This is a genomic window from Shewanella sp. Scap07 (assembly GCF_013394145.1).
In the GTDB taxonomy this organism is placed as follows: Bacteria; Pseudomonadota; Gammaproteobacteria; order Enterobacterales; family Shewanellaceae; genus Shewanella; species Shewanella waksmanii.
The window spans coordinates 4,443,004-4,464,519 of record NZ_CP041329.1; the positions used below are offsets into that span (position 1 = coordinate 4,443,004).

22 protein-coding genes are annotated in these 21,516 nt (G+C 46.2%); 8 read left to right on the top strand and 14 right to left on the bottom strand.

The genetic code is table 11. The features are described 5' to 3' along the window. The first annotated feature begins 144 nt into the window (after positions 1 to 144). Positions 145 to 795 (top strand): signal peptidase I, encoded by a 651-nt coding sequence (gene lepB / locus FLM48_RS19605; RefSeq protein WP_179025828.1) that lies wholly within the window; start codon positions 145 to 147, stop codon positions 793 to 795. Positions 796 to 803: 8 nt separating this feature from the next. Here lepB and FLM48_RS19610 read toward each other — a convergent pair whose 3' ends face one another. Continuing rightward, positions 804 to 2,273, bottom strand: a complete 1,470-nt coding sequence (locus FLM48_RS19610; protein ID WP_179025829.1) for a PLP-dependent aminotransferase family protein — start codon at positions 2,271 to 2,273, stop codon at positions 804 to 806. Positions 2,274 to 2,391: 118 nt separating this feature from the next. Here FLM48_RS19610 and FLM48_RS19615 point away from each other — a divergent pair, with 118 nt between their 5' ends. Next, positions 2,392 to 2,910: a GNAT family N-acetyltransferase gene (locus tag FLM48_RS19615; RefSeq protein ID WP_179025830.1), complete on the top strand. Its 519-nt coding sequence runs from the start codon at positions 2,392 to 2,394 to the stop codon at positions 2,908 to 2,910. After that, the gene (locus FLM48_RS19620; protein WP_179025831.1) at positions 2,907 to 3,464 is read left to right on the top strand and encodes a GNAT family N-acetyltransferase; all 558 of its coding nucleotides are present in this window, start codon (positions 2,907 to 2,909) and stop codon (positions 3,462 to 3,464) included. Before FLM48_RS19615 ends, FLM48_RS19620 begins: the two co-directional genes overlap by 4 nt. 15 nt (positions 3,465 to 3,479) lie before the next feature. Here FLM48_RS19620 and FLM48_RS19625 read toward each other — a convergent pair whose 3' ends face one another. Continuing rightward, positions 3,480 to 3,803 carry a hypothetical protein gene (locus tag FLM48_RS19625; RefSeq protein WP_179025832.1) on the bottom strand — a complete coding sequence of 108 codons (324 nt, stop codon included), beginning with the start codon at positions 3,801 to 3,803 and terminating at the stop codon, positions 3,480 to 3,482. Between the two features lie 111 nt (positions 3,804 to 3,914). Continuing rightward, entirely contained in the window at positions 3,915 to 4,421 is a 507-nt protein-coding gene (locus FLM48_RS19630) for a hypothetical protein (RefSeq protein ID WP_179025833.1), read from the bottom strand. 179 nt (positions 4,422 to 4,600) lie between these two features. Between FLM48_RS19630 and ubiD the strand changes: the two genes are divergently transcribed. Beyond that, the gene (gene ubiD, locus FLM48_RS19635; protein ID WP_028773933.1) at positions 4,601 to 6,082 is read left to right on the top strand and encodes a 4-hydroxy-3-polyprenylbenzoate decarboxylase; all 1,482 of its coding nucleotides are present in this window, start codon (positions 4,601 to 4,603) and stop codon (positions 6,080 to 6,082) included. A gap of 88 nt (positions 6,083 to 6,170) precedes the next feature. Beyond that, positions 6,171 to 6,869, top strand: a complete 699-nt coding sequence (gene fre / locus FLM48_RS19640) for an NAD(P)H-flavin reductase (protein WP_028773932.1) — start codon at positions 6,171 to 6,173, stop codon at positions 6,867 to 6,869. Between the two features lie 64 nt (positions 6,870 to 6,933). Here fre and FLM48_RS19645 read toward each other — a convergent pair whose 3' ends face one another. From FLM48_RS19645 to FLM48_RS19695, 11 genes are all read right to left on the bottom strand, one after another. Next, on the bottom strand, positions 6,934 to 8,223 hold the full coding sequence (locus tag FLM48_RS19645) for a winged helix-turn-helix domain-containing protein (protein WP_179025834.1): 1,290 nt from the start codon (positions 8,221 to 8,223) through the stop codon (positions 6,934 to 6,936). 220 nt (positions 8,224 to 8,443) lie between these two features. After that, the gene (locus FLM48_RS19650) at positions 8,444 to 9,289 is read right to left on the bottom strand and encodes an ABC transporter permease (RefSeq protein WP_028773930.1); all 846 of its coding nucleotides are present in this window, start codon (positions 9,287 to 9,289) and stop codon (positions 8,444 to 8,446) included. Position 9,290: 1 nt separating this feature from the next. After that, positions 9,291 to 10,241 (bottom strand): ABC transporter ATP-binding protein, encoded by a 951-nt coding sequence (locus FLM48_RS19655; protein ID WP_179025835.1) that lies wholly within the window; start codon positions 10,239 to 10,241, stop codon positions 9,291 to 9,293. Then, positions 10,241 to 11,572 carry a nitrous oxide reductase family maturation protein NosD gene (gene nosD, locus FLM48_RS19660; RefSeq protein WP_179025836.1) on the bottom strand — a complete coding sequence of 444 codons (1,332 nt, stop codon included), beginning with the start codon at positions 11,570 to 11,572 and terminating at the stop codon, positions 10,241 to 10,243. Before nosD ends, FLM48_RS19655 begins: the two co-directional genes overlap by 1 nt. 2 nt (positions 11,573 to 11,574) lie before the next feature. Beyond that, the gene (locus FLM48_RS19665; protein ID WP_372847488.1) at positions 11,575 to 12,060 is read right to left on the bottom strand and encodes a nitrous oxide reductase accessory protein NosL; all 486 of its coding nucleotides are present in this window, start codon (positions 12,058 to 12,060) and stop codon (positions 11,575 to 11,577) included. Positions 12,061 to 12,128: 68 nt separating this feature from the next. Continuing rightward, a complete protein-coding gene (gene nrfD / locus FLM48_RS19670) occupies positions 12,129 to 13,076 on the bottom strand; it encodes an NrfD/PsrC family molybdoenzyme membrane anchor subunit (protein ID WP_028773927.1) in 948 nt (315 codons plus the stop codon). Positions 13,077 to 13,078: 2 nt separating this feature from the next. Then, positions 13,079 to 13,786, bottom strand: coding sequence for a 4Fe-4S dicluster domain-containing protein (locus tag FLM48_RS19675; protein WP_179025837.1), 708 nt, complete (start codon positions 13,784 to 13,786; stop codon positions 13,079 to 13,081). 62 nt (positions 13,787 to 13,848) lie between these two features. Next, a complete protein-coding gene (locus tag FLM48_RS19680) occupies positions 13,849 to 14,568 on the bottom strand; it encodes a nitrite reductase (RefSeq protein WP_179025838.1) in 720 nt (239 codons plus the stop codon). A gap of 27 nt (positions 14,569 to 14,595) precedes the next feature. Next, positions 14,596 to 15,378: an FKBP-type peptidyl-prolyl cis-trans isomerase gene (locus FLM48_RS19685; protein WP_179025839.1), complete on the bottom strand. Its 783-nt coding sequence runs from the start codon at positions 15,376 to 15,378 to the stop codon at positions 14,596 to 14,598. 61 nt (positions 15,379 to 15,439) lie between these two features. After that, on the bottom strand, positions 15,440 to 15,868 hold the full coding sequence (locus tag FLM48_RS19690) for a rhodanese-like domain-containing protein (protein ID WP_028773923.1): 429 nt from the start codon (positions 15,866 to 15,868) through the stop codon (positions 15,440 to 15,442). A 78-nt stretch (positions 15,869 to 15,946) separates the two neighbouring features. Beyond that, positions 15,947 to 17,986, bottom strand: coding sequence for a cytochrome c3 family protein (locus FLM48_RS19695; RefSeq protein WP_179026442.1), 2,040 nt, complete (start codon positions 17,984 to 17,986; stop codon positions 15,947 to 15,949). A 490-nt stretch (positions 17,987 to 18,476) separates the two neighbouring features. On the opposite strand from FLM48_RS19695, the gene FLM48_RS19700 reads away from it, so the two are divergent. The 3 genes from FLM48_RS19700 to FLM48_RS19710 are packed head-to-tail and all read left to right on the top strand — an operon-like array spanning position 18,477 to position 21,501. After that, a complete protein-coding gene (locus FLM48_RS19700) occupies positions 18,477 to 20,480 on the top strand; it encodes a heme lyase CcmF/NrfE family subunit (RefSeq protein ID WP_179025840.1) in 2,004 nt (667 codons plus the stop codon). Then, positions 20,481 to 20,909 carry a cytochrome c-type biogenesis protein gene (locus FLM48_RS19705; RefSeq protein WP_179025841.1) on the top strand — a complete coding sequence of 143 codons (429 nt, stop codon included), beginning with the start codon at positions 20,481 to 20,483 and terminating at the stop codon, positions 20,907 to 20,909. Beyond that, positions 20,902 to 21,501: a TlpA disulfide reductase family protein gene (locus FLM48_RS19710; RefSeq protein ID WP_179025842.1), complete on the top strand. Its 600-nt coding sequence runs from the start codon at positions 20,902 to 20,904 to the stop codon at positions 21,499 to 21,501. The genes FLM48_RS19705 and FLM48_RS19710 overlap by 8 nt, the downstream gene beginning before the upstream one ends. Positions 21,502 to 21,516: the final 15 nt, after the last annotated feature.

Below are 21,516 nucleotides of genomic sequence, written 5' to 3' on the forward strand. Positions count from 1 at the left end.
TAGCGGGCGCTAAGGGCGAACTATAGCAATACTTAGCCATCACCAAAAACATATTTGGTTACTTTTTGCTAGGTCGCCTTTTGGAACCGGTTGCTCATATCAAGGTCTACTGATAAACAGTCAATCAACTGCTAAGGAAAGCATATGCTTAAGCACATTAAACTACTGTTGAAAAACAATCGCTCATTACTTCTATTTATCCTGCTGATGTGCGTATTTAGAAGTGCCGTGGCTGATTGGAATCATGTGCCCAGCGGCTCAATGAAACCCACCATACTTGAGGGTGATCGCTTAGTCGTGAACAAAATGGCTTATGACCTACGTATCCCTTTTACTCATATGTCATTACTTAGCTTTGCTGATCCTCAGCGCGGCGACATCATTATTTTCCACTCTGCTGTCGCAGACAAACGTTTGGTTAAACGGGTGATTGGTGAACCTGGCGATTCCGTTGCAATGCGTGATAATCAGCTCATCATCAATAATCAGCCAATGGACTACACCATCCAAAAGCAAACTAATCACTATCAAGACAGCCAAGAGCGACTAGGCCAACATCATTACCAAGTTCGCCAGCGATACTCTGCTACTAAGCGAGCTAACTTCGGCCCAGTAACGGTTCCCGCAGATCACTTCTTAGTATTAGGCGATAATCGCGATGCCAGCGCAGATTCAAGAGTCATAGGCTTCGTGCCGCGAAATGAGATCACCGGTCGGGCGCATACCATCGCCTTTTCAAATGATCTGGATAACTATTATCTTTTCCGCCCAGAACGTTTTCTCAAGCCAATATAAGCAGCGATTTACTCGGCAATGTCAATGTTAATGTCACTGTGATTGCCGCCAACAAACTCAGCGAGAAGTCGCGCAAATAGGATTATGCCCTGCTCCATCTCATCGTTCCAAGGCAGGGCAAAGGTGATCCGGAAAAAACCGGAGTAGTTGTTAGCAAGCGAAAACATACTACCCGGTGCAATCGCCAACTTTTGCGCTATCACCACATGCCAAAATTGCTCACTACTATAGCCACCTGGCAATCGAAACCATAAACAAGGCCCGCCCTCTGGTTGGCTCACATACACGCCAGCAGCAGAGAGCTGCGGTAAATATGGCCTTAGTATTGCCATGGTACGCGTGTAATTTAAACGTATCTGCTGCCTGAGTTTAACCAAGTGTTTAGCATAGTCGCCGGTTTCTAGCATGCGCTGCATCATGTGTTGTAAAGCGATGCTCGGGTCTTCCGCCAACACTTGTTTGGTCAATTGACACGCCGCAAAAGTATTAATGCACAGCAGATAACCTAGGCTAATAGTCGGTGAAACCGTGTCATAGAAATCAGCAATACTGATTAACTTACACTTCGAACCCGATGCCACTAAACTCGCTAAAGTTATAGGTCGATGACGTCCAAAATAAAGCTCGCCGCGATCATACTCAATTAGCGTCACATCGTGCTGTATCGCCCAATCAATCAGTTTTTGCTTGTCTGTTTCTGATAATACCCGTCCGGTTGGATCGGCAAAGTTGGGATTAACAAGATAACCACTAAAGGGCTTGCTAGCATGGGCCGCCGACAATAGCGCTAGTTCATCGTCATAGTCCTGCTGCATGGGTATCTCAATCACCTCAGCATTAAGCTGTTTAAGCATCGACTGAAAATAAAACGACATGGGCGACTCGACCGCGACGGCTGACTGCAACACCTTTGTCGCATGCAGCGCCACTAACAACCCCTCTTGGCGACCGTTCGTTATTAACACCTGATCGATATTGAAAAACTGACCACTTAGCTTTAATTGCTGGCAAATGCCTGCTCGCAATGGTGCAACGCCTTCAATGGGATCTTGCATCCATAACTGGTAAGGACGTTGCTTAATAGCGGCTTTATGTAAGCGATTAAGCGTTACCTCCAAATCGAGCACGGTACTGGGTGCTGTGCAGGACAGCGGTAATATGGAGGGGTCATTAAACGAGTACTGCACTGCAGCATCCAAAGTTAACCCAGCTACCACGCGGTTAATTTGACGGCCATAGTTAGGCACAGTGCTCGCTGTTTCTGCCGCCATCTTTGGCAGCACAAAATAGCCTTGCTTAGGTTTAGCCTCAATCCAGCCCAAGCGCTCCAGCTGATGATAAGCCTGCACCACGGTCGATACACCACATTGTTTTCGCGTAGCCAAGCTGCGCACCGAAGGCAACTTATGTTGCAAGGTTCCGGCTTCAATATCGCTAATCATCTGTGCAACGATTTGTTGATACTTAAAGTTGGCCATACGCTAATTATCATCTGTATTGGTTTTTATTTTTAATAACTGTATCTGTTTTGCTTTTTTAACTCTAGGTAAAGTTAATACCAACAAACCCACAATTAGGTACAGGCAATAACACACTATGAAAATCATTACCGAAACCCCACGGCTAATTATCCGGCAGTTTATAATGGATGACGCCCAAGCCGTGCTTTACTTCAACGCACCTGAAGAAGTCAATCGCTACACCGGTGATGCCGGTTTATGCAATAGCTTGGAAGATGCCGAGGGCATCATCAATAATGTTTGGCTTAAAGAATATGCCCAATACGGTTTCGCTCGTTGGGCTGTGGTAGAGAAAGCTAGCGGCAAAGTGATTGGCTTTTGCGGTTTTAAATTCGAAACCCGCATTAATGCGGTCGATATCGGTTATCGCTTCCATCCTGACTATTGGGGCAAAGGTTATGCGACCGAAGCCAATCAGGCCTGTATTGATTATGCCAGAGCACACCTCGACATTGACCAAGTCTTTGGTGAAGTCTTGCCCGATAACCACGCCTCAGCGCATGTGCTAAAAAAGCTGGGAATGCAATTTATACGTCAGTATCAAGATGAAGGCTACACTATCGACAGTTACGCAATGAACATCAAAGCACCATGAAAACACCGCCTGAATTAGCGACATCACGCCTCATTTTAAATGAATGCGTATTAGCGGATGCACAAGCGGTTTTTTCGCTGTTTGCCAATGACAAGGTGACCCAGTTTTACGATTTAGCTGCATTTGAAACCCTAGAAGCGGCCCGCGAGCTCATCAAACAAGATGCCGTAAAGCATCAACAGCAACTGATGTTACGCTGGGCCATTAGGGATAAAATCACTCAGCAATTTCTTGGGGGTTGTGGCGTCAATCATTTTGAACCACAACGTCATGTCGCGGTGATCGGTTACGAGCTAATGCCGCAAGCATGGGGACACGGCTTGGCAACTGAAGCATTGCAAGCGGTCGTAGATTATCTATTTACGAAGTATCGACATGCGATTAATCGCATTGAAGCCTTTGTCATGCAAGGCAATATCGGATCAGAAAAGGTATTGAAAAAGTTAGGATTTAAGTGCGAGGGCGTTTTGCGACAGCACAGCTATTGGAAAAACCAGTACCACGATCTGTCGCTATTTAGCCTGTTAAAGCACGAGTATTTACAACAAGAATAAATGGTCGATAAATGACTACTCAGCCTCATTTTCATAGTCTAGTCGACTCGCCGTGCTCGCATCGTCTGCAGCTTGTTCATCTGTTCCGCGTTCTAACTGCGGCGCAACAAGCATTGCGGTTGGGCAGCTTTCGTTACCATTAAGTACCTGATAATGCACCTGTCTAACGGTGCGGTACTCACATATGGTAATTTGACCTTCAGTCTTGTACTTAGTCAACTCAGCGGTGACTGCAGTATTAGGTGACGCGTTAGCGGCTGACATTAAACCCACACCTAAAATCAAAGCGGCAGTCTTAGCTAATGAATTGAAGCGAGCGCGAGTATTGAGTGCAGTCATAATGTGTCCTTTACGTGATTGTCTAAGCAACGTTTAACAATCTAACAGACACAAGCTGTACCTAAACTTAACAACTTTTAACGACAAGAACTTGCGCTTCAACGACTAGACTCAGTCGATCACGACATACTGCTGTTGGTGCCAGTCATACACATACTCAATTCCTTGCCATTCATAAATGGTGCGGTTGTCACGTTGTATGACTCGAGCATTGGCTGGCAGAGAATGAATGGCGTCACTGTACTCAACACTGGTTGTCGTGCGTTGTGGTGGCGTAATGGCTACCGACGTAGCGGGTTCTGGATCGCGAACTCGGCGTTCATATCGATAGGGGTAGCGCCAACGGTTATTCCAGTAGGGACGATTCCAATAAGGACGGTTCCAGTAATAACGATGGCTGTTCCAATAGGGCGATCCGCTACCAACGCCTATTCCCCAGCGCCAGCGATCGCCATAATCCCAGTTGTTCCAACCCGATCCTAGCCATACATGGCTACCAGCAACGACGCTAGTATATGTACTCACTACAGGTGAATTGCCCGCAGCTGAGCCCATCGTACTCAGCAGCACACTGCAGCCAAATACGGTCTTGAACAGACAGTTGCATAAATACTGCATAGTGACCTCCTGCTGCGCTGAAAAAGCCGATGATAATTGTATTTTAGTATACGCCTTTCAATCTGCAGATAACACAGGCAAGGCTATGGCGACTTTGCAGCGCAATAGCTATTAACCCTATGGTGGAAAAATGCTATAGTGCGCGCCATATCACATTATCTAGCAGTGAGTAATTCCACATGAGTTTTAAGGATTTACGCAGTTTTATCGATCACCTTGAAGCCAATGGCGAGCTAAAGAGAATTAGCCATCCTGTTGATCCTAATTTGGAAATGACAGAAATCGCCGACCGTGTTTTGCGCGCGAAAGGACCTGCGCTGCTATTTGAAAACCCAGTCGGTAACGACATGCCGGTGCTTGCCAACCTATTTGGCACCCCGAAACGCGTGGCGATGGCATTAGGCAAAGAAGATCCCTTAGCCTTGCGCGATGTGGGTGAGTTGCTGGCATTTTTGAAAGAGCCAGAGCCACCTCGTGGTTTTAAAGATGCCATTTCTAAAATCCCTATGTTTAAGCAAGCGCTAAACATGCCGCCAAAAACTGTGCGCAATGCACCTTGCCAAGAAATCGTAAAAACAGGTGAAGATGTCGATCTCACTAAGCTACCAATTCAGCATTGTTGGCCTGGCGATGTCGCCCCTTTAGTTACATGGGGATTAACCATTACTAAAGGGCCAAGACAAAAGCGTCAGAATCTGGGTATTTACCGTCAGCAACTGCTGGGCAAAGACAAGCTGATCATGCGTTGGCTAGACCACCGTGGTGGCGCACTGGATTTTAAAGACTTTAAAGAAAAACACCCAGGTGAACGCTACCCTGTTGTCGTGGCGCTCGGCTCAGATCCGGTAACAATTTTAGGTGCGGTCACGCCTGTACCAGATTCAATGAGCGAATATGCTTTTGCCGGATTATTACGTGGTGAACGCACTGATGTGTGTAAAGCCATTAGCTGCGACTTAGAAGTACCGGCTACCAGCGAAATCATTCTAGAAGGCTACATTGACCCGGAAGAAATGGCTGAAGAAGGTCCCTATGGCGACCATACCGGTTACTACAACGAAACTGACTCGTTTCCTGTGTTTACGGTCACCCATATCACTCAACGAAAAGATGCTATTTACCATAGCACCTATACCGGCCGTCCACCCGATGAGCCAGCGATGTTGGGCGTGGCATTAAACGAAGTGTTTGTGCCAATTTTGCGTAAGCAATACCCAGAAATTATCGACTTTTACCTGCCACCTGAAGGTTGCTCGTATCGTATGGCGGTGATCTCAATTCGCAAGCAATACCCAGGTCATGCCAAACGCGTGATGATGGGAGCTTGGTCATTCCTGAGACAATTCATGTATACCAAATTCATTGTGGTCGTGGATGAAGATGTCAATTGCCGTGACTGGAATGATGTGATTTGGGCAATCACCACACGTATGGATCCTAAGCGCGATACGGTAATGATTGATAACACCCCCATCGACTACTTAGATTTTGCTTCCCCCGTGGCCGGTCTCGGCTCCAAAATGGGTATGGATGCAACCAATAAGTGGCAAGGCGAAACTGACCGTGAATGGGGAACTCCCATTGTCATGGATGAAGCGGTTAAACAAAAAGTGGATGCCATGTGGGATGATTTAGGGATCGATCAAGCCCCTACCCTATAATGATTATATTTGCTGGCTGATAAGGCCAGCGCGCCAATTTAAATAGTATAGAGACAAGTCTCCAAAGAGAGACAAATAAAGGATTAATATGAACACCATTCGCTGTAAAGTAGAACACGTCACCGCATTTAATGATGCCGTCTATCAGGTTTCGCTGACACCTGACACTTTGATCGATTTTAATGCGGGTCAGTACCTTTGCATCGTCATGGGTGAAAAAGATAAGCGTCCATTTTCTATTGCCTCTGCACCCGGTGCCAAGCAAATTGAATTGCATATTGGCGCCGCAGTAAGCGAAAGCTATCCAATGCAAGTGGTCGAGCGTCTGCAAAACAGCGAATACATTGATATTGAAATGCCTGGTGGTGATGCGCACCTGCGTGAAGCGCATATTCGCCCTCGATTACTAATCGCTGGCGGCACCGGCTTTTCTTATATCAAGAGCATCGTTGAGCAGCAGATTAACTTAGGCCAAAAAGTAGAAACTACCCTGTATTGGGGCTGCCGTACTCAAGACGCCATGTATTACGAAAGCATTGCGCGCCAATGGCATAAGGACCACAACTGGTTGCACTTTGTGCCCGTGGTTGAGCAAGCTGAACAAAACTGGGATGGCAAACAAGCTAACCTGCTTGACCAGATTAAAAGCGATTTTATTAGCCTCAAAGGCTACGACATATACATTGCTGGCCGTTTTGATATGGTGGGTGCCGCGCGGGAAGTTTTCCGTGAAATAGGCGTTGAAGAAGATCACTTGTTTGGTGATGCCTTCGCATTCATCAAATAATTACCCCCCTTTATCCCTAAAATCGATAAAGACTAAAAACCCAGCTTATGCTGGGTTTTTATTGTTATAAGGCAACCTTGTCATACTTGGTCCAAGCTACTAGGTTACCCAGCAGCGGCACCACCCATACCGCAGTTTTATCATCACGATAGATACGGTAATAAAACATCTCTTCATCGCGAATATTGTGCTTACGTATTTCACGATAAAAGTGCATCGCCGAATCACTCACCACTTCCGGCTTTTTCAAATCTTTTTGAGTGACTTTAACGTGGAACACATCAACTTCAAGTTCACCAATTGATTGTTTATATTGTACAAATTGGCCGCGAACTTGATATTTAATCGGTGTTGTTAAGCAGTCTTGATCGGTAATACAAGCCGATGAGTAAAAATTACCCGCTAACGGCTCTTCATAAACTAGCGACACACTCACATCCGCTCTCACCAATAACTCATTAGCTACCGGAAAATACACATCGCCATGGTAATGGTGCTCTACAACATCACTAATATCGGCAAAAGATTCGCTCTTAGGGATCAACAAGCGGTTATACCGAATACGATTTTCCATCACTTGCCGCAGTTCACTAAACTCAATCATGTTCAGTCCTGCTGGGGTTTTATCTATGGCAGCAATATTAATCAGGTTCTCACCAGAGCACGCATCATTACTGCCATCTGGGCAAGTCGCTAATGAATAGTGATTACCATCTGACAGGGCAAAACCACTAAAGCCTTGCATGCCTTTAATAAAATTAAACTCAGGTGCAATATGCTTTTGCCACATAGACTCATGCTTACTGTAGTCACCCTGCTTGGCTAATAGGGTTAACGATTCTTGCTGGCCACCTAAGTTGATATCAACTTGCTCGCTGGCGTCCCAGAGCCCCGCCTGCTGTATTACTTTGTGGTAATCGCTGCTGTACCAAAGCCAAGCAATAATCGCTAATGCCACGACAATACCGCCGATTTTCACCATCAAGGATACGTCAATCAGTGCCTCTTTGATTGATTCAGCGTCATTCACCGCGAGCATTTTTACATGGGATTTGGGTGAGATATGTAATTGATAACCGCGTCGAGCCACGGTTTTCAATTGCACTTCGGTAAACGGTTCAAGCTTCTTTCTCAGGGTGCTGATGCACTGAGTTAACGATGTGGCTGCGACCACCCGATCGGGCCAGCCCGCTGCTAATAGCGCTTCTTTGGCAACAATGGCATCAGGCGTTGCTAACAGATACCCCAATACCGCCGACTCTGAAAACGTTAAGTGAATTTTGCAATCACTTACGCGGTCATGCAGTTGTTGCGCTTCTTGGTCGAACTCCAAGTATGGAGTAACTTTTACCACGCTTCACCTCAATCTTGTTTCACAGCTAAGATAATGAAACTTATCGTTGTTATTAGTTTTATATTATCGCTCCATTGCCGTGGAATCTGTGACAACTTACTCAAATTAATCGCGAGTTTAGCTAATCAATTCCCAGAACGTGAACTTGATATAAATTATTCCTAAAAATAATAACAACTATTGATAGATGATGAAAAGCTAATATTTAATCATTAATCAATTAGATAGATTTACGCGCAAAACTTTGGCTCGCCAACATAGCTAAACAAGCAACCCAAGCTATCGACAAGCCGTACAACAGCTCAATGCCCCATGCGGTATCAGCCAGTAAACTCAAACTGCCCATGGGCGAATCCACAGCCAGTAAATTAATCGCCCGATAGATATCCGTTGGATTAAGTGCCATCAACACATTGACCAGTGCTTGCGAACTACTGCCTAAATCTGCCACCAGCAATGCCAGTAGCAACAAGTCATACACTAGCACCAACAAAAACCATAGCGACAACAAGGTCCCCACCGCTTTGGCTTTTTCGCTGACGTGTAAACTCACTAAATAACTGATCAAAATAAAGGTCACCGCCAGCAAACTACTACTGACTATGAACTGAAAAAATGCGCTTATCACCGCGGCTGAGCTAGCCTCACTCCACAGCAGCATAGCGACGGCACTACAACCAAAAGCAAGGCTGATGGCTGCCAACATGATGCCACTATGGGCAACTAGCTTACCGATGAAGATTTGCTGCTTGGTGAGCGGATAGCTCAACAGCAGCAACATCGTGCCCGCCTCTTCTTCACCTATGTAAGCGTCATAACTCAATAATATGGCTGCCAAAGGAATGATAAATACCGTCATCGTTGACAAGCTGGTGATCAAACTTGGTAAGTTCGGCAGCGCCAACTCTGCTGATATCGCACTACCTGCAAAAGTCACACTGAAAGACAGCAACATAAAGATAAAGGTGATCACACTCACCCAGCGATTGCGCAAACTGTCTTTAAGCTCTTTATTGGCAATAATCCACACCGGATTTGGGGCAACCCTTAATGTTTGGCTATTCATATTAAGCTCCGACCAATACGGTTTGGTTGACGGGTTGGAAAACAATACCTTGCTCATTATTTTGCTGCATCGGTGCCATCAACTCCTGATAAAGCGCAGATAAGCCAGGCTTTTCAATCTCAAAATCGAAAATATGGCACTGGGTTGTCAAATACTCTACCAATGACTCAGTCTCAGCCACAGGACAACGCAGCGCACCATTATGATAGAAAGCGGCCAAATGGTTATAGCGTGTCACACGGCGAATCATGTCATCAAAACGTATCGTCACCGGCAGCTGGCTTTGCTTAACTAAGCTATCCATGGGCCCCGTGGCCAAATTACGCCCTTGTCCCATTACCATCGCCACATCAAGCTGAGGCTCAATCAGGTTGAGCTCATGGGTTGAGACCATGACTGCGCAACCTAGTTGGGTTAGAGATTGTATCTTTTGATATAGAAATTCTGACGCCTGCGGGTCGAGTCCAACCGTGGGTTCATCAAGTAACAACAATTGCGGCTCAGCCAAAATGGCTTGTGCGATACCAAGACGTTGCTTCATGCCTTTTGAGTAGCCTTTCAGCGGTTTATGTTGTGCATATTGCAAGCCAAACTCTTCAATTAATCGGTTGACCCGAACCTGACCGACCCCTTTTAAGGCGGCAAAGTAGCTCAGCAATTCATGGCCGGTAAGTTTGTCATAAAAGCTAATGTTCTCTGGCAGGTAGCCAATATTCATGGGCTTGCGGTTGTGCGCTGATAATCGTTGCCCCAACACAGTAACTTGGCCATGGCTGGGGTCAATCAATCCTAAAATCACTTTTAACAACGTGGATTTGCCCGCACCATTGTGGCCCAGCAATGCCAGCAGCTGTCCTGGCTGCAGCGCACAATCTACTTCTGTTAAGGCGGCGAAATCGCCAAACTGATGACTCACTGCTTGTAGCGATACCGCTAAGTCTTCTATACGCATTACTCTTCTCTCCCCAGATGGGCAATTTGCGGCACCAGCGCAGGGGCTAATATAGGATAGCTATCAGTGACCCCTTTTGGGGCCGCTTGCTGAACTTGGTTATCTAGCCATTTCAATAATTTAACTACGGGACTATCCATCAAAAATCGCGCTTCAGGATAGAGCCAAAATAGCCGGTCTAAACTGTCATTGGGCAAGTGCAGGCTTTCACCTATTCCATTGCCGGTTAAATCCCAGCCTTGGTAATCACTCCAATAGTTACCTCGGCCTTGGTGACTCCACTCAACACGCACATCACCGATGTACTTCACTTGGATCTGGTTATCAATAAACTGATTTTCATAAATAACATTCGACTCGCCACCCATTGCCATCGATAAACCCACTTGATTATTACCAATCGTATTGGCATTAATGAGGTTGCCGCGGGCCCCATAGATAAAGATGCCTTTACCCTCATCGAGCAGTTCACCACTGGCGTTTGGATCATAGGTATCGACAATGACGTTATTGGCAATGGTGGCATCATTAGTCAGATTAAGCAGTACGCCAAACTCGCGTGCCCCCCGGACAAAGTTGTCCGTTAATTTAATGCCGTAAGCATTCATCAGTGCGTAACCCCCATCAACATCAACCGCATGGTTGGCTTTGGCTGAATCGGCTTTAGTATACATATAGTGAATGCCATATTGCTGGTCACTGAACCGGTTGTGATTAACCTGACTATCTACACCCGACTCTAAATACACCCCATCACGTACCCAGCTAATCTGGTTGTGTTCCACGCGAGCCTGATTAACGCGCAATAAGTGGATACCATCACCTCTATCGAGCGTGTATAGCTGGCGCTCCCCCATAATTTGGTTATGACTAAGCTGTGGCTGCTCAATATCGACGGCGAAAATACCAAAACCTGGGCCATATAATTGGCAATTTTTTACCTGTACTTGATCGGCTCCTTTCGCCAAATGCACAGCCGCATCCTGTTGATATAAATCCCGTCCCCAATTGCGAATGGTCAACCCATTAATGATGACATTGGGGCTGCTGACCCGCAGTGCGCTACCTTGGCCTTGAGCATCAATAACCGCCTGTTTATCAGCGCTCAAACTGACTGCCTGGGTGATCTCAAACTGGCCAATATATTGCCCAGCATTAAGGTGTATATTGTCACCCACCTCAGCGTGTTGCAGCGCCTGACGTAACTGCTCGCTATTATCGACCCGCTTAGTGCTGGCATATGCCGGCTGCAGCGTTAACCACAAGCTAATTGCAAGCCAGCACCACAATGTGCTGGGCAGTATTCGCTGAGGTCGCGCCCAAGGCCACATGATTATTCACCCAGTAACGTAAGATCGATTTGATCGTAGCGAAGCACTGCGCCGCCATACTGCTGTGCAAATTTCTGTGCGGCTGCTTCACTAGAAAACGGGGCTAGCGCGCTACCCATCACCGCTTGGCGGCTAGTGCCATACACATACCAAGCCTGAGTCGCATCAATAAAGTGGCTATCTTGAGGATTATCCCAATCTGTCACCGCCATATCATGGACTAGCAAGCGGCTAATTTGACGCTGATTTTCTGGTTGCAATGCAAAAGTAAACATATCTCGGGTTGAACAGAACTTTGGTGTTAGCTCACCGCTTTTAAGTACCAGCTCCCCCTTAGGTCCAGGGTATTTTTTGATCATCATGCCGCACATATGGCAGCGGTCGTGCTCACCAATACCTGCCACATGGTGCTGGTGTTCATTGGATTCTGGCGCTCCACAACCTATCAAGGTCATGCCTAAAAGCGCGCTTAGTAGTAATTTTGTTATCATAATTGCCACAACTCGATTTGCACTTCAGCTAGCCATCCGCGGCTAGCTGAAGCTTAACTTGAAGATTAAATCGCGAAGTTTTGCCCCGCATATAGGATAAACATACGTAAGCACATCATGCCGCTTACTGCACATAATCCCGATAGGTAGAACGCCTGTGCCGAATGGCTAAAACGCTTACCCGTCGCGAAGTTAAGTAGTACAGGTCCCATAAAGCCTACCCCCACTACCCCGAGCCAAAATACCATTGCCCAGCTACCGCTATGGAAAGCCTCAAACGCGGTTTGCGCCCCCGCATTCCCAGTCATTAATGACATGATGATCATGAATAGGAATAGCGCTTCAGCAAACATGATTGGCCACTCTGCGCCATGCAGAATTTTCATGTCTTGGCTATGCAGATCTTCTTTGAACATGCCCACTGCCAACATTTTTGCTGCCGCAGCACCTGCCGACAAACCCGATGCCACAAACAGGGCGGGCAATACCGCAGTATTGATCAGCGGGAAGCGGATCAATGCCGAGATCAAGAAGCCAGTATAAGCACACACAGACAGTGCTAGCAGCAGTACCGCGACTTCACAAGGACGACGAATGCCGCGTAGTTTGTCGATAATCGGTAACAGCGGCCGCAAGATAGCAATGCGCTTAATCTCTTCTTCCAGTGCGAACATCGCAATGAGCGCCACAAGTGGAATGTAGGCGGTTAAGGCTATCACCCCGATTGACATAACAGAGTTGAGGTTGTAGTAAACCAATATTCGCCAGAAAAACAGCGGGTTGGTCAAATCCAACACCAAACACAACATGCCTAAAGAGATAGTGATAAACGACACTAACGCCGATGCTTTTAAAAACGCAGTATTAGTGACCTGCTTTTTATAAAAGCGAATGAACAGTGCCACCGACAATGCCCCGCCAGAGATACCAGCAAAGAACAAGTACACCGCAATGGGCCAGGGCCAGGCAATACCGTCAGACAGCCCCATGGTGAATTCTAATGTTCCATCCATTTTTACACCCCCTGCTTAACAATTGGTATGTAACGCAAGCTAGGCTCAGTACCAAAGTGAGACTTAATCCGCACTGAATCTTTCACTGCCAGCAATCGACTAATATAAGAATTAGGATCGTTGACATCACCAAAGATCAGGGCGTCATAGCGACAACCTTGTACACAAGCGGGTAACTCGCCTTTAGCCAGTTTACTGTTAAGACAGAAATCACAGTTATCAGCCACGTCAGTGTCTTTATTGATGTAGCGCGCATCATAAGGACAAGCGGCAATACAGTATTTGCATCCAGCACATTTATCGGCATTCATAGTAACAATGCCAGTAGCCGGATCTCGGTGAGCGGCACCGGTGGGGCACACCGTGACACACGGTGCATTCTTGCACTGCTGGCAAGAAACCCGCACATACTTGCGTTCACAGTCACACTCGGTTTTGCCGCAATGTGGGCATTTCTGCCCTTCGACGCCACCAGACTGCTGTTCCATCATTAAACGAGATTTACCTTCAGGCAGATTATTTGCTTTATTGCAGGCCTCTTTACATTCACCACAACCGACGCATTTGTTTTGATCAAATACCATCGCATAATGTGGCCTATTGCTATCCGAGTCCTCCTCTTTGACTGAGCTGCAACCCAAAGGCGCCAGTATCAAAGAGCCGGCCCCTAAGCATTTAAGGAACCTCCGTCTCTCTATATTTTCACTCACAGCATCCTCCATTGGTCAGCGTTTCGCTAACCCAATTTATACTTATACGTTTTAGTGACTCTTTACTCAGATGCAGTCACGGCACGATTAGTCAGTTTTTGCTCAGCTTTCAAAATCGCACTGTTTATTGATGCTCGGTTAATGCTTGGGTTCTCGCTGCTCAATAGCGTCTGCCAATGATCGATTGCCTGCTGATAATCCTTATTCAGATAGGCATGGGTCGACAAAAGCAGTAGCGATTGAACTTCGAAAGGGTCTACGGCCAAGGCTTGGGAAATCGTAATCGATACATCCAAACTCATATCTCGACCGTCACGGTAGTAGAGTGCGTTTGCCTTCATGCCAAGTAACTCAGCATCCTGGCCCTCTACTGCCAATAATTGGTTTAATGTGTCAACTGATTCGGCATACATACCGCCCTCAGCGTAGGCGTGGGCAAGATTCAGTAACGCAATCTTGTTGTAAGGTTGCTCACTTACAGCGCGCGCATTTTTATTGATGTCAGCGGCTATCAAATAATCGATATTTTCATCGATAAATCCCCTATCCCAGTCGGCAAATCGGCCAATCTGGCTATAGGTCAATAAGGTCGCCAACAGCAGAGCAATAGACAGTATTAATGGCACCTTCGCACCTGATGCTTTCGATTCAGATGATGCAGGGGTTGCCTTAGTGTTCAGGGCTTGGGCTTGGCCTTGGCACTGAGTACGGAGATGAAGTACCCAAAACGGCGTGATGAAGGCGGTCATGATGACGGCGATACCCAAAATAAGACTGTTCATATACTCTCTCTACTGTTGGCGTAAAAACTAGTGGCCAGTACCCATCATGCCACCCATCCCCATGCCTGAAAGCCCCATTCCATGAGAGTTTTCACCGGGAGACTCGACTTTCATCAACTCCACATCAAAGACCAAAGTTGAGTTAGGCGGAATCACACCAACCTGACGTTCGCCGTAGGCCAGCTCTGTGGGAATACTCAAGCGATAGATAGAACCTTCAGGCATAAGTTGAATGCCTTCCTGCCAGCCTTCAATCACTGTCATCAGTGCAAAGCGGTTGGGTTCGTCTCGGTCACGAGAGTTATCAAATACAGTGCCGTCAATGAGCTCGCCTTTGTAGTGAACGGTGACCACATCAGATGCAAGCGGAATACGGCCATCACCTTGCTTGATCACTTCATATTGCAAACCCGATGCGGTTTCGGTTACCCCAGATTGGCTTTTGTTATCGGCAAGGTAAGCTTGGCCAGCGGCTAAACTTTGCGCTGATTGCTCAGCGAGCTGCTGCTCACGAATATTATTGAGTAGTTCTGCACGCGCATTTAAGTGGGTGAGGATCTGTTCGTCCGACATTTTGGTTTCATTTTTAAGTGCATCAATCACCCCATCAATGACGGTTTGCACTTGAACATCAACGCCAAGCTCAGTTTGATCATAAATCTTACTGGAGATGTACTTACCAACCGATGCGCCTAAAGCATATGATTCATCTTTTATCTCTGATTCTGATTGCGCGGCTTGGGCCATAAAAGCGCAACTACATAACAGGGCAACGGTGGTCTTACGCATTACTAGCTTGCTGATTTTCATATCGATGTCTCTCTTTAATTAACGATTGCTCTTAACGGTAAACAACTGATCAATTTTATTATTATGGTCTTTCTGTTGGTCGGCCTGACAAGCGCCAACCATAGATGCCATCATGCATCTGTCGTACGTTGGTGTATCCCAATTTCATGACTTCTCTCGCGGCAATTTCACTGGCATTACAAAGCCGATTAGCACAGTAAAACACCATCACTTTGTCTTTCTCTTTTGGCAGTAGGTCCTGCCAGTTATCAACATTGATAAAGGTGGCACCAGGGATAAAACCTTCTGCCCACAACTCCAATGTATTCACATCAAAAAACAACACGTCCTTTTGACCCAACAGTGACTCGGCCTCGGCCATAGAGATCGTGTGCAGCTGGATTTCGTGATAGGTCGCGGGCCCCATAGGTTCGCCGCTACCTGCAAAAACATTGGGAATCCCTGCCACAAACATTAGGCTGAACATGATGCTGCTAAGCTTGGTTTTCATTTCATTCTCCAGTTAGAACCTAATGACCCCGACACCTTAATCATCACAGCTAAGATGCCGAGGCAGGGTGACTAAGCCCTAGTTAGCTTTGGCTGAGTAGCCGCTGTTATCTAGGATGTTTTGTGCTTGAGTGACATAAGTCAGTGCCGCATCAAGACGTTTCTGGCTGTAGCGGAAACCATGCACACCCCAAGAACCATCAGCCCTAATCAAGTCGACCGCTTCTTGCGCTTTTTCAGCAAGCATCAGTACTTGAGTTTTGTCTTCGGTTGATAGCTTGGTCACTTCAAGAAGTTGGTCAATGCGGACTAAGGCTTGTTCAACTTCAGTGAACACTTCCTTAATCGGTTTTTGCCACTTCATGACTTCACCGTAGATTTCCATTTGATCTTTGTAGTGCAGACCGGTTTCTAGCTCAGATTGGAACTGGCTATGACAACCTTTGTTTTCCACTACGTCATGGTCAGAAATTGCAGTACGAGCACATGACCACATCAAATCTAGGTAAGAGCGACCTTCTTCGTTCTTCGCCACTGTCCAGCCTTTACCGCCTGCTGGGCCTTGAATACGTGGCTCACCTTCTGGTGGATTAAGCGTTTTCAAAGTTGGGTCAACTTCAATCTTCCACATGTGTGACTTACGGACAGCATCGAAACCAGCTTGGTCAGGGAACTGCATCGCTTTGAAGTTCTCACAGCTACCCATGTTAGGCATGTGACAGCTTTGGCAAGTTTGGTTGCTATGGGTGTCAGTGTTGCTCGCAATTAAGGTTTGCGCAGCGTGACAATCTGTACAGTCTTTTTTCAACTTAGGCTTAGTGAATCCAGACATCCAATCGCCATCAGTGACTTCGTGCGGATCATGACAAGTGGTACAACGCATGCCTTTTTCATAGTGCACTGAGTTGTACATTTGCGACCCTTCAGTACCACATGATGGGCAAAGTGACTTCATCTTCACACCAAACGCATATTCACGTTTTTCTTGTGCTTGTGGAGTATCGGCCAACGTATCGTCATACTGGAAGCGTTGATGACAACGTTCACAGTTAGATTGCATACCACCGGTACCACCATCTAAGTGACCACCAGCGCCATGACACTCTTCACACGCAATACCTTTAGAGATGGTATGTTCTTGTAACTTTTTAGGGTCACCCAGTGCGTCGAAGTACTCTTGCTTGCTTTGGAAATCAAACTTGAAGGTATGGCACACTTCGCAGTATGAACTCGCAGGTTGGAACAACATCTCTTCACGGTATTTCGCACCATAAGAGCTCATACCTTGTTGGTGTGAACCTGAGGCACCAAAATCAGCGATAGTGAGTGGGAACTCAGGAATCACATCGTTAATTTTTTTAGACATTTCAGGGGTGAGCCATTCAGCCCAACCGCGAGAGAACTGGTTAGCACCCGCGACCATTTTACCGGTACCGTCGCGCAACAACCCACCTTCAATATGATAAGTACCCCGTACTAACCAGGCATCAATGAAGCCATACTTAGTCCGTGGCGTACCCACAGTGGCATAAATCACATCAGGCGTAATACCATCTGGCAAAATAGAGGTATCTTTGGTGTTGTACATGGTTTTTTCTAGGTCGTTATCAACCTCAGGGTGATCGCCAGGGAAACGAATCGTTTTAGCATGGCGTGAGCGTTGCCATTTCTCGTACTGGGTAGCATGACACTCAGCACACTTTTCTGGACCAACGAAGTTGTTGGGATAATCAAGAATAGATTTCGCACCTAAACGGTACTGTACGGCGCGTGGTGCGCCCACTCTTTCACTGTACTTGGGGCTGTGGCCGGTATCTAAATATTCTTCACCGCGGTCACTAATATGGTAATCACCCACTAAGTTACCCGACTGCTGATATTTAAACATCGGATGGTTTTCAAATAGGAAATCAAATAACTCGGCTTCTTGAACAACATAGTCCTGTAAGGTTTTAACACCATTAACTTGTTCCATGCCTTGATAGTTAGCAATTGCTTCTTTAGCAGTTTTACCCATTTCAGGCACACTGTTGTATTTACCGCCAGCAGCATTCACGTTAGCAATGGCACCGAAGCAAAATAGCACACCTAAGGCTACCTTGTGTTTCCATCGTCTCATCATACACTCCTAAATATTTATAATTTATATTTTGTTACCAGCTAACAGTGGTTATTCCGTTGCACACTATCTTCTGGATTTTGTTCAAACTAACCGTTCATCTAACGACTTAAACAACTGAGCAAGTACAGTATTCTTCACAATAGAACCGCAAAAAACATGACCTAGCGCACACTCAGAATCCATTCAAATATAAAAGAAAATAAAAACATAAAAATACAGCAAAAACAGACAGATAAAAAACACAAGATAGGATAAGTCAGTTGTAAAAACGCGTAATTTACATCTAAAAATAACTGAATACCGGCTTTTAGTTGTAAAAAATTAACGCATGAAAACAGCTAGATTATTTACTTGATAAAGCTCACAGAAAACCCAGACGATGCCATTTAGTGTTCAGGTATAAATATAAATAAGCAGTAACTCATCAATAATCAGCAATCGACGAATTGCGATATTGATTTAAAGAGCATAAGAATGGTGGCCCATCATGATGGCAGAGATTGGTTTAATACTTATAATTATTGCGGCGGTAATTGCTATAATTACATCGTTATCACCACTGGCAATTAAATATCACTTAATACCGCTAGACACTCGGATAACGAATCACTATATAGATACCTTAGTTAAACTATGCTTTGTCGCATTAATATTAGCTATCGCAATTTTAGGTTATCTATTTATCATTGATGATTTTTCGGTTGCTTATATAGCAAACAGCTCCAATACCCAATTGCCCTTGGTATTTAAAGTCGCGGCGGTATGGGGAGGACACGAAGGTTCAATGCTATTTTGGATCACGGCTATTGCCGCTTGGAGTCTATGGATTCGCCCTAAAAACGGACTTAGCAGTGAGTTTGACAACCATGTTAGTGCAGTGATGGCGATGGTGTTGTGTGGCTTTTTACTGTTTCTGCTATTCACCTCCAATCCCTTTGCACGCTTGTTGCCTGAAATTCCTGTCGAAGGGCGTGACCTCAATCCCATCTTGCAAGATATTGGCTTAATACTGCACCCACCTTTGCTGTTTCTAGGTTACGTCGGCTTAACCGCTTGCTTTGCGGGTGCCATGGCAGCGCTACTGGGACCTAAAACAGCGATTCAACAGCACTGTAAACGCATTCGACCTTGGGCAATACTGGCATGGATTTTCCTAACTGGTGGTAATGCGTTCGGTTCTTGGTGGGCATACAATGAGCTTGGTTGGGGCGGTTGGTGGTTTTGGGATCCGGTCGAAAACGCTTCCTTTATTCCATGGCTTGTTGCCACCGCACTGGTGCACTCATTGATCCTCAGTGAAAAACGTAACAGCTTCCACGCCAGCAGCATTATGCTGTGCATAGTGGCCTTCAACCTCTGTTTACTGGGCACTTTCTTAGTCCGATCTGGCGTAGTCCAGTCAGTTCATGCTTTTGCCGCCGACCCGACTCGGGGCAGTGCTATCTTAATATTGCTACTCATCTCTGCCTGCGCCAGCTTCACGCTGTTTGCCCTACGTGCACCGCGCCTCATATCTCGGCCTAATTTTGAGCAAGTGAGCAAGGAAACCTTACTGTTTATTGGCAACCTCTTATTGGTGGTCGCGGCACTATCGGTATTGCTCGGTACCTGCTACCCGCTAATTTACCAAGTGGTTTCTGGCCACAGTATTTCTGTTGGGGCACCTTACTTTAATAGCTTGTTTATTCCCATAGTATGGCTACTGAGTCTACTTATGGGCGCTGCACCATTATTACGATGGCAACATGATAAACAACCACCCTATCGCCAACTGATGCTGCTTGCCATGGCCGTCACACTCTTGAGTCTATCTGCTAGCTACATGGTCACACAGGGCTTCGATTTCTGGCTGTTTTGCGGTGTATTCTCGGTGTGCTGGATTGTCAGTTGCCTACTATTAACCATTGCCCGTGCCTTAACACAAACCACCAGCCTATCGGTTAGCCGACTGTGTCAGCCACCACGTAGAAAACGATTCTATAGTATGTGCCTCGCACACTTAGGGGTGGCTGTCGCAATATTGGGCGCTACTGTCGTGTCTAATTTTGAGCAAGAAGAGTTACTTAGAATGGGGCCTGGCCAAGGTAAACAGCTGGCTGGCTACACCTTCGTTTACGAGCAAACTGAACAGGTCGATGCCCGCAGTTATTCAGCCATTCAGGCCAATATTAGTCTGCGAGACAGCCAAGATCGCATCATCAGTTATATCTATCCACAAAGGCAGACCTTTAAAACTAACGGTATGGAGTTATCAGCCGCTGGAATAAAACGCAGCCTATTTGCCGATATGTATGTGTCTATGGGGGTGCCACTCAGTGAGACTGAATACTTGATACGCCTTAGCTATAAGCCGTTAGTCAGTTGGATTTGGCTCGGGGCGCTGATCATGATGCTGGCAGGATTTACCGCTATTTCGGCTGGTCGTATTAAAGCAAGACAAACTCAAACACACAGCGCTAACAAGCCATCAGTTCCCGCGGAGGCTAGCTAAATGGGCAAACTTCACTTCGTTATGCTACTCGCTACGCTAATGTTACTGCCGTTAGCGACCCAAGCTGTCGAACCGCGCAACTACTACAGCGAAGCCGAAATTAAAACGCTCGGCTTTGATATTGCTAAGTCTTTACGTTGCCCGATGGCCACTAACCAAACTTTATTTGATTCGCAAAACCAGATAGCCAACGAACTTAAAGCCGAGATATTTAACCAATTGGAACAAGGTCGCAGCAAACAGCAAATTATTGATTTTATGGTGGCTCGCTATGGCGAGAAAATCCGCTATATGCCCAGTTTATCTGCGGGTACTGCGCCACTTTATCTGATCCCGATTTCGTTAGTTTTTTTGGTGATCATCGCCGCACTATTCAGCCGACGCCTATGGCGCCAATCAGCCCCCAAGCAGGAGCAAACAGATGCGTAAATTATCCCTAACTCTTAGCGCCATTATGCTTGTTTGTGTGAGCAGTCTCGCTAATGCCTCAATGCCCAGTGACAAAGTTTACGCCACGGGCGAGTCATTACCTAAGCCCATGATCATGTCGCGATTTATTGAAATGCAGTACGCACGTTCTATGGCTGAAATTGAATTAACAACCTTAACCGGGCAAACCATTAACCTGCAGCAACACAAGGGTAAGTTAGTGCTTATTAACCTGTGGGCGACCTGGTGTGGTCCTTGTATCAAGGAGATACCTATGATGGAGGAGATAAGACAAACCAATAAAGACAATGATTTGGTGGTCATCCCTGTGTCTATTGACGAGTCAGCAGCTGACATCATGCCGTTTTTGCAGCAACACGGCTTAGCTGATTATCAAACATACCATCGCGAGCAATACTCATTAGATAATGTCTTACCCGCGAACGTAGTGCCAGCCACTTTTGTACTCGACGGTGATGGCAACCTTATCGGCTTTTTACGCGGTTACTTAGATTGGGGCGACAAAGAGGTGCAACCTTACCTTGAAGCCTTAACCGCAAAATACGCCCAGCGAGAGGAATTTTTGCAATAACTTAGTCCCTGCCAC